This window comes from Thiobacillus denitrificans DSM 12475 (genome assembly GCF_000376425.1).
Classification (GTDB): Bacteria; Pseudomonadota; Gammaproteobacteria; order Burkholderiales; family Thiobacillaceae; genus Thiobacillus; species Thiobacillus denitrificans.
Map to the genome: position 1 here is coordinate 1 of NZ_AQWL01000007.1, position 12475 is coordinate 12475.

A 12475-nucleotide genomic window follows, 5' to 3' on the forward strand; every position below is an offset into this window, starting at 1 on the left:
CGCGGCTTTGCCGTCGTCGCCTCTGAGGTGAGGAACCTTGCCCAGCGCAGCGCCGGTGCTGCCAAGGAGATCAAGGCCCTGATTGAAGACTCCGTTGGCAAAGTCGAGGCCGGCAGCAAGCTGGTCGACGAAGCTGGCAAGACCATGGACGAGATTGTCGGCTCGGTCAAACGTGTCACCGACATCATGGGCGAGATTGCTGCGGCGAGCCAGGAGCAGAGCGCCGGCATCGAGCAGGTCAACCAGGCGGTTGGGCAGATGGACGAGATGACGCAGCAGAACGCAGCTCTGGTTGAACAGGCGGCGGCTGCGGCCGAGAGCCTGCAGGATCAGGCGGCCAAGCTTGCCGAGGCGGTGAGCGTGTTTAGGCTGGATGGTTCGAGTGGCCAGCGGGCGGCGCTGCCGGTGCTGCGTGAGGTCGTGACGCCCCTGCCGCAGTCGCGGCCGAGGGTGGCTCCGGCCGCGCGGCCGAAGAAGCTCGCGGCCGCCGGCGGCGGCAACGAGGAGTGGGAAGAGTTCTGAGATTCAACTGAAAGTCGCCTTTAAGAATCCAGCACTCATCGCCGATAGTGGGTGCAAGCAAGCCCGCTGCCACACATGCTGAAAGTGGGTCGCCGGCATAGGACGATAAGCGTCAACTTATCCAATGGAAGGGAACAAGCAATGCGCTCCAACATGCCGGTAAGCAATGTCGAATATGTCCTGAAGGACACCGAAACAGTGGTGTCGAAGACGGACCTGCACGGCAATATCACCTGCGTCAATCAGGACTTCGTCAACATCAGCGGATACAGTGAAGAAGAGCTGGTCGGGTCACCACAGAATTTCGTGCACCACCCGGACATGCCGGAGGAGGCTTTCGCGGATCTCTGGCGCACCGTCAAAAGCGGCAAGGCGTGGACCGGCCTGGTGAAGAACCGCTGCAAGAACGGCGATTACTACTGGGTCGAGGCCAATACCGCGCCCATCATCGAAAACCATGAAATCGTCGGCTACGCTTCCGTGCGGACCAAGCCCAGCCGTGAACAAATCCAGGCCGCCGACAGTGCCTACCGCGCCATCAAGGCCGGCGACAAGAGGCTCGAAATTCGAGAGGGCAATGCCGTCAGACCTTCTCTTCTGCAGCGTCTCGGCGTAGTCAAGACGTATTCGCTGAAGGCCATGCTGGCGCTGGCCTCCATTTCAATGGCCATCATGTTCGTGGGGATGGGTGCTTTGGCCTGGCTTGCAACAACCGAAGCCAATCAGCACTTCACCGGCTGGCTGATGGCAATCGCCGCATTGGGAGTGCCGCTGGCGGCGTTGTTCGCCGTGCTGTCCTACCGTACGGTCGTCCTGCCGCTGGAGCGTGCCCGGCAGGACATCAAGCGCATGAGCTCGGGCGACCTCACCGGGCGGATCGCGACCCGGGGTGCCGACGAGCTATCCAACCTGATGCAATCGCTGCGCGTGCTGCAGATCAACATCAAATTGCTGGTCGGGCAGATCAAGCAAAGCACCGAGCTCGTGAACCTGGGCGCCAGGGAGATTGCCACGGGCAATGCCGACTTGTCTGCCCGCACCGAATCGCAGGCCAGCTCACTGGAAGAGACGGCGAGTTCGATGGAAGAACTGACCAGCACCGTCAAGCAGAACGCCGAGCATGCCCATCATGCCAGCAAGCTGGTTGCCTCGACCGCCGAGATTGCCGGCAAGGGCGGTGAGGTGGTGGGACAGGTGATCGACACCATGGCCTCGATCAAGGACAGCTCGCGCAAGATTGCCGACATCATCGGCGTCATCGACGGCATTGCCTTCCAGACCAACATCCTTGCCTTGAACGCTGCGGTCGAGGCTGCACGGGCGGGCGAGCAGGGGCGCGGTTTCGCCGTCGTCGCCTCTGAGGTGAGGAACCTTGCCCAGCGCAGCGCCAGCGCGGCCAAGGAGATCAAGACCCTGATCCAGGACTCGGTGGAGCAGGTCGAGACAGGCAGGAAGCTGGTGGACGAAGCAGGCGAGGCGATGGACGACATCGTGACCTCGGTTGAACTGGTGGCCGACATCATCAGCGGCACGGCGACCGCCAGCCAGGAGCAGAGCGCTGGCATCGAGCAGATCAACCAGGCGGTCGGTCAGATGGACGAGATGACGCAGCAGAACGCCGCCCTGGTGGAGCAGGCGGCGGCGGCGGCCGAGAGCCTGCAGGATCAGGCGGCCAGGCTTACGGAACTGGTGGGAACCTTCAAGCTGGTGCAGGGGGCGCCAGCGGCGCACAGTCCGGATCGCCAGGCGGTGACCCCCTTTCCGGCGCAGGCACAGACCAGGCTGCTGGACAGTGGCCGGAAGGCGCAGGGCTTCAGGTGATGGCGGGGCATGGAGCGGTTGATCCGCTCGCGGGAGCGGCAGGCGCATGGACGTGATGGGGTTTGTACAGTATGGCCATTCCAGACTCGAATCAAACACGCGCGCGTGTCGGGAACACAGCATTGAGTAGACAAGTGATTTCGACATGAGGCCCGTACTGAAGAATTCATCGGACAGCATCAAGGTATTCGAATTCACGTCGCGTGATTTCGCCCGGGTGCGTGCACTGATTTACCGGCAGGCCGGGATCTCGCTGACCGAAAGCAAGCAGGAGATGGTCTACAGCCGCCTGGCGCGCCGCCTGCGGGCGAAGGGAATCAGCACTTTCGAGGAATATCTCGATAGGCTGGAAAGCGGGTGCGACAGCGAAGAGTGGGAGGCCTTCACCAACGCGCTGACCACCAATCTGACCTCTTTTTTTCGCGAGGCCCACCATTTTCCGATACTCGCCGAGCACCTGCTCGGCATGCAAGCGCCGCTGTCGATCTGGTGTTCGGCCAGTTCGACCGGAGAGGAACCCTATTCGATCGCCATGACGGCATGCGAGGCGTTCGGTACCCTGACGCCGCCCGTCAGCATCGTTGCCACGGATATCGATACCAACGTGCTCGAAACCGCGGCGAACGGTGTCTACCCGATCGAACGGATCGACAAGATGGCACCGGATCGCGCCAAACGCTTCTTTCAGCGTGGCAAGGGCGAGCGTGCCGGGCTGGTACGGGTGCGCCCCGAACTGCGCCAACTGGTGACATTCAAGCCCCTCAATCTGCTGGCTGGAAGCTGGCCGGTCAGCGGACCGTTCGATGTCATTTTCTGCCGCAACGTGATGATCTATTTCGACAAGCCTACGCAGAGCCGGATTCTTGCGCGGTTCGTGCCGCTGATGAAGCCGCAAGGACTGCTGTTTGCCGGGCATTCCGAAAATTTCATCTATGCGTCGGATGCATTCAGGCTGCGTGGCAAGACCGTGTACGAACTGGAGCCGCGTCATGCCGGCGCAGGGGCGTTCGCATGAATCCTGCGATCGAGGAGCAGCTTGCGACCAATCTGTATTACGACCGCACGTTCGATTGCGATGCCGCCAAGATATTGCCTGGCGAGTACTACTACACCGGCAAGCCGATGCTCATCGTTACGGTACTGGGTTCCTGCGTGGCGGCGTGCATACGCGACCGCGTGTCGGGGATCGGCGGGATGAACCATTTCATGCTGCCGGATGGCGGCGGTGACGCCGGCAGCCCGATGTCGGCATCGATGCGCTATGGCGCCTACGCCATGGAAGTGCTGATCAACCAGATTCTCAAGGCGGGGGCGCGGCGCGAGAACCTGGAAGCCAAGGTGTTCGGCGGCGGCAACGTGCTGCGCGGTTTTACCGCAATCAACGTGGGCGAACGCAATGCCCAGTTCGTGCGCGATTTCCTGCGGACCGAGAACATCCGCACCGTGGCCGAAGATCTGAACGATGTACATCCGCGCAAGGTGTATTTCTTTCCGCACACCGGCAAGGTGCTGGTCAAGAAACTCAAGCAACTCAACAATTACACGCTGGTGAAGCGGGAGCAGGACTACGCGAGCCGGCTCAAGACCCATGCGGTAAGTGGCGATATCGACCTGTTTTGATCGCGGGAAAGTCAGCATGATGAAAACCAAGGTTCTGATCGTCGATGATTCGGCGCTGATTCGCGGCGTGATGAAGGAAATCATCAATAGCCAGCCCGACATGGAAGTGGTGGGTGTCGCTCCCGATCCCCTGGTGGCGCGCGATCTGATCAAGCAAACCAATCCGGACGTCCTCACGCTGGACGTGGAAATGCCGAAAATGGACGGCCTGGAGTTTCTCGAGAAGCTGATGCGGTTGCGCCCGATGCCGGTCGTCATGGTGTCGTCGCTGACCGAGCGGGGCTCGGAAATCACCATGCGCGCGCTGGAGGTGGGCGCGGTTGATTTCGTGACCAAGCCCAAGGTCTCGATCCAGAGCGGCATGCTTGAGTACACTGACCTGATCGCGGAGAAAATCCGCATCGCCGCGCGCGCAAGAATCAAGCCGCGCGCACTGCCCGGCACGCAGGGCCAGCCGGCCAACCCCGCCCTGGCGCCGGTACGCAATCCGCTCACCAGCAGCGAGAAGCTGATCATCATCGGCGCGTCCACCGGCGGCACCGAGGCGATCAAGGACTTTCTGATACAGCTGCCACCGGACTGCCCCGGCATCCTGATCACGCAGCACATGCCGGAAGGCTTCACGCGCTCGTTCGCCAACCGCCTCGACAAGCTGTGCAGGATCTCGGTCAAGGAAGCCGAAGGCGGCGAGCGCGTGTTGCCGGGCCATGCCTACCTCGCGCCGGGGCATTCGCACCTGCTGCTGGTCCGCAGCGGAGCCAACTACATGACCCGGCTCGATCAGGGGCCGCCGGTCAACCGCCATCGTCCCTCCGTCGACGTCCTGTTCAGTTCGGCCGCGGCCGGCGCGGGCAAGAATGCGGTCGGCGTCATCCTCACCGGCATGGGCAAGGATGGCGCGGCGGGGATGCTGGAAATGAAAAAGGCGGGAGCTTATAACCTGGCGCAGGACGAATCCTCGTGCGTGGTATTCGGCATGCCCAAGGAAGCCATCGCCATCGGCGCCACCCACGAGGTCGCCCCCCTGCACGAATTGCCGGGACGGGTGCTAGCGTTTTTTGCGGCGCACGGCAATCGTGCGATGCGGGTTTGATCCTCCGCGCGAAGCGGCTTTGCGGCTCAAGTTCGACGCCGCCCTGCCGATTAACCAGGTAGCAAATCAAACCGCATCAGTGGAGTTATGTATGGCCGACCCAAACACGAAATTTCTGGTTGTTGACGACTTTTCCACGATGCGCCGCATCGTGCGCAATCTGCTCAAGGAACTGGGTTATTCCAACGTCGAGGAAGCGGAAGATGGCGTCGATGGCCTGGCCAAGCTGAGGGCCGGAAATTTCGATTTCGTGGTGTCCGACTGGAACATGCCCAACATGGATGGCCTCACCATGCTGCAGGCCATTCGTGCCGATGCCGCGCTGTCCAAGCTGCCCGTTCTGATGGTGACGGCCGAAGCCAAGAAGGAAAACATCATCGCCGCGGCGCAGGCGGGAGCCAGCGGTTACGTGGTCAAGCCTTTCACCGCCGCCACCCTCGACGAGAAGCTCGCGAAAATATTCGAAAAACTTGAAAAAGCGGGAGCCTGACGTGGATACGCTACTCGCCAGCTCCGCTGCGGCCGCTTCCGCGCCCCATGCCGTGGGCCTTTCCGCCGATCCGCTGCGTGCCGAAATCCGTCTGGAATCACATGGCGCGGGGTGCGATCAGGACGAGATGCTGGCGCGGGTCGGCCAGATCACCCGTACCCTGCACGACAGCCTGCGCGAATTGGGACTCGACAAGGTGGTGGAAAAGGCGACGCACGAAATTCCCGACGTCCGCGAGCGCCTCAACTATGTGGCACGCATGACCGAACAGGCCGCGCAACGCGTGCTGAATGCCACCGACACGGCGATCCCCCTGCAGGAGCGGATCGATGCGGGAGCCGACGAGATACTGAATGGCTGGCAAGCCGCGCTGAAAGCCCCTTTTTCGGAAGCCAACTATCGTGACATGGCGACGCTGACCATGCAGTGCCTGGCCGACATGCGCAACGATACCGGCGCCACCAAGCAGCAGCTGCTTGACATCATGATGGCGCAGGATTTTCAGGATCTCACCGGCCAGGTCATCCGCAGAGTGACCGAACTCGCGCATGGTCTGGAGCAGCAGCTGGTGCAGCTGCTGATCGACTATGCGCCAGCCGAGGCAAGGCGGGAATCCGGCAGCGGCCTGCTCAACGGCCCGCAGATCAACCCGGCGAACAAGAGCGATGTGGTCGCCGACCAAGGCCAGGTCGACGACCTGCTCGACAGCCTAGGCTTCTGACAAATTCAAGTTACAAGTTACAAGATTTTCCTTGCAACTTGTAACTTGAATCTTGCATCTTATTGTGGACGCAGCGTCTGGATCACCATGGCACTTGCCTTGATCCCGTTCTGGATCAGCTGTTCGAACTGGGGCGCAAAGTAGGGCAGGGTGATATCCAGCACGATCAGACCCACGCCCAGGGTGATGGGGAAGCCGATCGCGAAGATATTGAGCTGGGGTGCCGAGCGGGTGAGGATGCCGAGTGCCAGGTTGGTCATCAGCAGGATGGCAATCAGCGGCAACGCCAGCTGCAGGCCGACGGCAAACACGGTGGTGCCGAACGCGGCGACGTTGTGGAAACCCGCGGTCGAGAGCGGCTGCGGGCTGATCGGCAGGCTCTGGAAGCTGTCGACCAACACGCCAAGCAGCAGCAGGTGGGCGTTCACCGCCAGAAACACCAATACCGCCAGCATATTGAAAAATCGCGAGAGCACCAGCGTCTGGCCGGCACTTTGCGGATCGAAGAAGGAGGCGAACCCCAGGCCCATCTGCAGGCCGACGATTTCGCCCGCGGCCTCGACCGCGGCAAACACGACGCGCATGATGAAGCCGATGGCGAGGCCGATGAGAAATTGCTGCACCAGGATGAACAGGCCATGCCATGAGCCCAGTCCCACGCCGGGCATCGGCGGCAGGGTCGGGGAGACGATCAGCGTGATGAAGATGCCCAGTCCGATCTTGACGCGTGCGGGCACGGCGCGATGGCCGAACACCGGCGTCACCATGAGCAGGCCGAGGATGCGGGTGAGCGGCCAGATGAAGCCGATCAGCCAGGCATTGAGCTGGGCATCGCTGAAGCTGATCATGCAAGCTTGACGGGCACTAGTGTCGTGACTCAGAAATATCGCAACATGAAACGGCGTCTTTTTCCGCATGGCGGCGTTGCTCGTCGTTGCCATAGCGCCAGCTATGTCGCCTCCTCGCGCCTTGCCCTACGAAAAAATCCATCCGTTTCATTGCGTTTCCCTATTTCCGGGTTACGACACTAGCCGATGATGCCGGGCAGGCCAGTCAGCACGCGCCGCATGTAGTCGGTCATCACCGTCAGCATCCACGGCCCGGCGATGGCGAAGGTGACGAGCACCGCGATGACCTTGGGGATGAAGGAAAGGCTGGGGTCGTTGATCTGGGTGGCCGCCTGGAACACGCTGACGATCAGACCGACCACCAGGGTAACCAGCAACACGGGGGCCGCCACCAGGATGGTCATTTCCAGCGCGGTGCGGCCAATGGTCATTACGCTTTCGGGCGTCATGGCGGGTCTCCTAGGGCGTGTTGAGGTCGATTTCGCGGCAAGCCGCGGGGATGGGCCGATGCGGGCGTGAAATTAGCGTCGACACTAGTAAAAGCTTTGCGCCAGCGAGCCCAGCAGCAGATTCCAGCCATCGACCAGCACGAACAGGATGATCTTGAACGGCAGGGCGACAATGGCGGGCGACACCATCATCATCCCCATCGCCATCAGGATGCTGGCGACGACCATGTCGATGATGAGGAAAGGGATGAATACCGCAAATCCGATCTGGAAGGCGGTCTTCAGTTCGCTGGTGATGTAGGCCGGTATCAGCACGCGCATCGGAATGTCGGCGGCGGTTTTCGGCGCTGCCGAGCCCGACATCTTCACGAACAGGGCGAGATCGGTCTCGCGCGTCTGCTTCAGCATGAAGGCGCGCAGCGGCACCGCGCCCTTGTCCATGGCCTCGCCCAGCTGGATACGGTTCTCGGCAAGCGGCTGGTAGGCCTCGACGTAGATCTTGTCCAGGGTCGGGCCCATCACGAACAGCGTGAGGAACAACGCAAGCCCGATCAGTACCTGGTTGGGTGGCGACGACTGGGTGCCGAGCGCATGCCGCAGCAGCGACAACACGATGATGATACGGGTGAAGCTGGTCATCATCAGCAGCGCGGCCGGCAGGAACGACAGCGAGGTCAGTAGCAGCAGGGTTTGCAGGCTGAGGGTGTAATTCTGGCCACCGCCGGCCGCCGGGGTGCTGGTGAAGGCCGGCAGGCCGGCGCTCTGGGAGAATGCAAGTGAAGGCAGCAGCAGGGCGGCCAGCATGATGCCGGCATGCGCCAGGCGGCGAAGCGACCTATTCTTCACGGCGTTTATTCCCGTATGGGGGCTTGTTTTTGTAGGGGGATTTTTCGATCAGCTGCTGCAGACGCGCGGCAAACGGCGCGCCGGGAATGGAGGGGGACGGCGGTGGCTGTAGCGTGCCTTTCGGCAGTGTCATCAGGGCGTTGACGCTGCCGGGGGCGACGCCCACCACCAGCCAGGATTCGCCCACCTCGACCACCACGACGCGCTCGCGTGCGCCGACCGATGTGCTGCTGACCACCTGAAGCAGGCTGGACGAACCGCCGCGGGTGATGCCGAAGCGCTTGGCGACCCAGGCCGTAGCGGCGATCAGCAGCAGCACGGCCACCAGTCCGATGAATACCTGCAGCAGGCTGCCGGCGGCGGAGACGGCCGGGGTGTCGGCTGCCTGTGCCAGGGCCGGCAGTCCGAGCAGCAGGCAGGGCGTGATCAGGCGACGCATCACTTGTTGAGTTTCCGGATCCGCTCGGCGGGGGTGATGATATCGGTCAGGCGCACGCCGAACTTGTCGTTCACCACCACCACTTCGCCTTGTGCGATCAGGCAGCCGTTGACCAGCACGTCCATCGGTTCGCCCGCCAGGCCGTCGAGCTCGACCACCGATCCCTGCGCCAGCTGCAGCAGGTTCTTGATCGCGATCTTGGTGCGCCCCAGTTCCACCGTCAGCAGCACCGGAATATCGAGAATGAAATCGATATCCTTGGCCAGCCCGCCGGATGCGGCGGTTCCGGACAGTTCCTTGAAAATTTCCGGACCTGGCGCCGCAGGCGCCGTCTGTTCGGCCATCGCGGCCGCCCAGTCGTTTTCGTCTATGGTTTGGGTGGTGTCTTCAGGCATGCTGATCTCCTGTTTGCGTATCGTTCTGGCTGTTCGACAAAAGTTTCTCGACGCGCAAGGTGTATTGACCGTTGAATTTCCCGTATGCGCATTCCATCACCGGGACGCCGTCCACCTTGGCTTCGACGGTTTGCGGAATGTCAAGCGGAATGATGTCGCCCACTTTCATGTCGACGATGTCGCGCAGGCTGATCTGTGCCGTACCCAGGTCGGCGACGATCTCGACCTCCGCCAACTGGATCTGCTGCCGCATCAGACGGATCCAGCGCTTGTCTACTTCCAGGTTTTCCGCCTGCAGGCTGCTGGTGAGAAGATCCTTGATCGGCTCGATCGTCGAATACGGAATGCAGAAATGCATTTCGCCGCTGACCTGGCCAAGCTCGATGGCGAAGGTGACGGCCACCACCACTTCGTTGGGAGTGGCGATATTGGCGAACTGGGTGTTCATTTCCGAGCGGATGTACTCGAACTCGATCGGATAGACCGGCTCCCACGATTTCGAATAGGCCTCGAATACGATATTGAGGATGCGCTGGATGATGCGGTGTTCGGTCTGCGTAAAGTCCCGGCCTTCGACGCGGGTGTGGAAGCGCCCGTCGCCGCCGAACAGGTTGTCGACCATGAGAAAGACCAGGTCGGGGTTGAAGATCATCAACGTCGTACCGCGCAGCGGCTTGAACTGCACCAGATTGAGGTTGGTGGGCACCACCAGGTTACGGATGAATTCGCTGTATTTCGAGACCCTGACCGGACCGACCGAGACTTCGACCCCGCGCCGCAGAAAATTGTAGAGGCCGATCCGCAACTGGCGCGCGAAACGCTCGTTGATGATTTCGAGCGTGGGCATGCGGCCGCGCACGATGCGTTCCTGCGTCGCCAGGTTGTAGGGGCGCGCGCCCGAAGCGTCCTCCGATTCGGCCGGCGTATCGTCAGTTTCGCCGGTCACGCCTTTCAGCAGCGCGTCGACCTCATCCTGCGAAAGAAAGTTGTCGGCCATGAGCGGTTTACTGAATCACGAATGAAGTGAACAGGACATCGTCCACTTGCTGGGGCTTGCCCTTCGGGTCGAACGGCAGCTTCACCTGCGCCAGGATTTCCTGCGCGAGCTTTTTCTTGTCTTCCGTGCTGGCCAGCTCCTCGGCCTGCTTGCTGGAGAGCAGCGACAGCAAGCGGCTGCGGACGCGCGGCATGTAGGATTTGATGGTGTCGACCTGGGTCTGGTCGGCGACCTGCAGCGTGATGTCGATCTGCAGATAATGCCCATCGCCCTGCAGGTTGATGGTGAAGGTTTCGAGCGGCAGGAAAACCGGCGCTTTTGCCGCCGGGGCCTCCTGGGATGCGCTGCCCTGGCTGAGGAACCAGGCGCCCGCGCCGCCACCGCCCAGCAGAACCACGACGGCGCCGAGGAGGACGAGCCATTTTTTTCTGGGCTTCCTGGCAGGAGCGGCGTCCGTCGGCTCGGCGGATAGGGCGGGTGCGGCAGATACGGCCATCGGTACAATTCCTCTATAAGGGCAATGTCGTGCAGATGGTGTTCATTATCAAAAGAAACCGCTGCCTTCGATGCCGGGAAAAGAGGGAGAAAAGGGACGCATATCGTTCAATGCCGGCGGCTGGCCCGGGTCAGGCGAAGGTGTCGATCAGGCCGCGTCCGGATTGCGCAACGGGCGGCTGAACCGCCTGCAGGCCGGCAGCGGCGGCCTCGTCCGGCGCGGCAAACCGGGATGCGATCCGTTGCCCAGGCTGGCCGGGGGTGTCGTTCTGCCGCGGCGTGTCTGCGCTGACCGTCGCCTGCCCCAGCTGAATGCCGGCCTCGTCCATCATTTCCCGCAGTCTGGGCATGGCGGCTTCCAGCGCCTGGCGCACTTCGGGCTGCGCCGAGAAGAAGCTGGCCGTGGCCTGGTCGTTCGAAACGTTGAGGACGATCTGCAGCGGACCCAGGTTGGGCGGGTTGAGGGTGAGCGAGGCCGTTTGCTGGGCGCCCGCCGTCATCCACACGAGTTTTTCACCGAGCGCCTGGCCCCAGGCCGTGGTACCTACCGTCGGAGCCAGTTTGGGAGAGGCAAGCGCATTGAGCGCAGGCATGCTTTCGAGCGCTGCCGGCGGGGCGGCGCGCAGGGCCGGATGGCTCAGGAGGTCGGGCAGGAATTCACCGCCCTTCATGGCGTCGGACTGCCGGGCGGCGGCCGCCTGGCCCGAAAAAACGCTGGCGGTGGCAGCCGCCGCGGCAGTGGCGGTGGCGGCATGAAAATTGGCTTTGCCGGACTGGGCAGGGTCGGTCTTGCGGGCGCCGCGCGCATCGTCGGCAAACTGTCCGGACTGCGCTTTCAGCGGCGTCCGGCCCTTGCGGACATCCAGGAGCATCGGTTCCGTGGCAGCGTCGCCCGTTCCGGCCGCAGCCGGCTTGAACAGTTCCGGGTTGATCGCCAGTGCCAGCAAGGTCTCGGGCGCAACCGCGCTGTCCTCCGCCAGCGCCGCGCGTGCGGGTTTCTCGCCTGGCGCCGCCTCGGCTGTGGAATCCGCACCGGCTTCCGTCTGCGCCGCGGCCTCGGGCGCAGCGTCCGCTGCGTCCGCCGTGGCATCGGCGCCTTCCCCGGCGCTGTCGTTTTTCCGGTGCTGCGCGATTTCGCTCGACAGAACCTGGCTGAACGCCGAGTCCGGCGCGGCGGAATCCGGTTGCCTGGCAGCGCTGGATTGCGCTTGGGCAGCATGGGCCGGATTGATATTCATGGGGGTCGCATTCATAAGGCGTGGTCCTGTTTCAGGAAGGGGTTCGCTTGTGCAGCGTGCGCCTGGCGGCATGCTCGTCGTTCTGTTTCTGGTCGCGCCACAACTCGCGGCGCAGGTCTTCCTTGCTTGCGCGGTCCGCCAGCGTGACGAAGGACATTTTTTTCTGCTCGCAGGACTGCCAGACAGTACGTGCCTGGTCAACCCGCTGTCTGGCTTCGCCGACGACCTTCTGCTGGCCGGCAATGGCGTGGTCGAGCTTCTGCATGAAGATCTGGAAATTGTTGAAATGCGTCGTGCTGATTCCCGCGCTCAGGTCGGACTGGCAGCGCGCGGCATAATCGTCGCGGTATTGCGTCAGCAGATCGAGCTTCTGCTCCGCTTCTTCACCGGCACGCAGCGCGGCGCCGAGCTGCTTGGCGGCCGCGTCGGTTTCCTTGTGGGCGAGATCGATCAGCGTATTGAGTGCGGAAGGGGTGGCCATTCGGTGTGCGCTATCGTCCG

Annotated in this window: 16 protein-coding genes; 7 read left to right on the forward strand and 9 right to left on the reverse strand. The window is 62.4% G+C overall.

What is annotated here, in order from left to right; genetic code table 11:
• From B059_RS18985 to cheZ, 7 genes are all read left to right on the forward strand, one after another.
• A partial coding sequence (locus B059_RS18985) for a methyl-accepting chemotaxis protein (RefSeq protein WP_038058691.1) occupies positions 1-522 on the forward strand: 522 nt, incomplete at its 5' end.
• Positions 523-663: 141 nt separating this feature from the next.
• Positions 664-2343 (forward strand): methyl-accepting chemotaxis protein, encoded by a 1680-nt coding sequence (locus tag B059_RS0111855; RefSeq protein WP_018078474.1) that lies wholly within the window; start codon positions 664-666, stop codon positions 2341-2343.
• A gap of 145 nt (positions 2344-2488) precedes the next feature.
• Positions 2489-3358, forward strand: a complete 870-nt coding sequence (locus B059_RS0111860; protein WP_018078475.1) for a CheR family methyltransferase — start codon at positions 2489-2491, stop codon at positions 3356-3358.
• The gene (cheD, locus tag B059_RS0111865) at positions 3355-3963 is read left to right on the forward strand and encodes a chemoreceptor glutamine deamidase CheD (protein ID WP_018078476.1); all 609 of its coding nucleotides are present in this window, start codon (positions 3355-3357) and stop codon (positions 3961-3963) included. The genes B059_RS0111860 and cheD overlap by 4 nt, the downstream gene beginning before the upstream one ends.
• 19 nt (positions 3964-3982) lie before the next feature.
• Positions 3983-5056: a protein-glutamate methylesterase/protein-glutamine glutaminase gene (locus tag B059_RS0111870; protein ID WP_026177483.1), complete on the forward strand. Its 1074-nt coding sequence runs from the start codon at positions 3983-3985 to the stop codon at positions 5054-5056.
• Positions 5057-5147: 91 nt separating this feature from the next.
• Positions 5148-5546 (forward strand): chemotaxis response regulator CheY, encoded by a 399-nt coding sequence (cheY, locus tag B059_RS0111875; protein ID WP_018078478.1) that lies wholly within the window; start codon positions 5148-5150, stop codon positions 5544-5546.
• Position 5547: 1 nt separating this feature from the next.
• On the forward strand, positions 5548-6267 hold the full coding sequence (gene cheZ / locus B059_RS0111880; RefSeq protein ID WP_018078479.1) for a protein phosphatase CheZ: 720 nt from the start codon (positions 5548-5550) through the stop codon (positions 6265-6267).
• A 59-nt stretch (positions 6268-6326) separates the two neighbouring features.
• Here the strand turns inward: cheZ and fliR are convergent, their stop codons facing one another.
• The 9 genes from fliR to fliJ form a co-directional block, all read right to left on the reverse strand.
• Complete coding sequence (gene fliR / locus B059_RS0111885) at positions 6327-7115, reverse strand: flagellar biosynthetic protein FliR (protein ID WP_018078480.1); 789 nt, start codon at positions 7113-7115, stop codon at positions 6327-6329.
• 179 nt (positions 7116-7294) lie between these two features.
• Entirely contained in the window at positions 7295-7564 is a 270-nt protein-coding gene (fliQ, locus tag B059_RS0111890; protein WP_018078481.1) for a flagellar biosynthesis protein FliQ, read from the reverse strand.
• A gap of 84 nt (positions 7565-7648) precedes the next feature.
• Positions 7649-8368, reverse strand: a complete 720-nt coding sequence (fliP, locus tag B059_RS0111895) for a flagellar type III secretion system pore protein FliP (RefSeq protein ID WP_169333083.1) — start codon at positions 8366-8368, stop codon at positions 7649-7651.
• Positions 8369-8399: 31 nt separating this feature from the next.
• A complete protein-coding gene (gene fliO / locus B059_RS0111900) occupies positions 8400-8849 on the reverse strand; it encodes a flagellar biosynthetic protein FliO (protein ID WP_018078483.1) in 450 nt (149 codons plus the stop codon).
• A complete protein-coding gene (gene fliN, locus B059_RS0111905; RefSeq protein ID WP_018078484.1) occupies positions 8849-9244 on the reverse strand; it encodes a flagellar motor switch protein FliN in 396 nt (131 codons plus the stop codon). The genes fliO and fliN overlap by 1 nt, the downstream gene beginning before the upstream one ends.
• On the reverse strand, positions 9237-10241 hold the full coding sequence (fliM, locus tag B059_RS0111910) for a flagellar motor switch protein FliM (protein WP_018078485.1): 1005 nt from the start codon (positions 10239-10241) through the stop codon (positions 9237-9239). The genes fliN and fliM overlap by 8 nt, the downstream gene beginning before the upstream one ends.
• A gap of 7 nt (positions 10242-10248) precedes the next feature.
• Positions 10249-10737: a flagellar basal body-associated protein FliL gene (gene fliL / locus B059_RS0111915; RefSeq protein ID WP_018078486.1), complete on the reverse strand. Its 489-nt coding sequence runs from the start codon at positions 10735-10737 to the stop codon at positions 10249-10251.
• 130 nt (positions 10738-10867) lie between these two features.
• Entirely contained in the window at positions 10868-11974 is a 1107-nt protein-coding gene (locus B059_RS21665; protein WP_018078487.1) for a flagellar hook-length control protein FliK, read from the reverse strand.
• A 31-nt stretch (positions 11975-12005) separates the two neighbouring features.
• Positions 12006-12455, reverse strand: coding sequence for a flagellar export protein FliJ (gene fliJ, locus B059_RS0111925; RefSeq protein ID WP_018078488.1), 450 nt, complete (start codon positions 12453-12455; stop codon positions 12006-12008).
• Between the last annotated feature and the right edge of the window lie 20 nt (positions 12456-12475).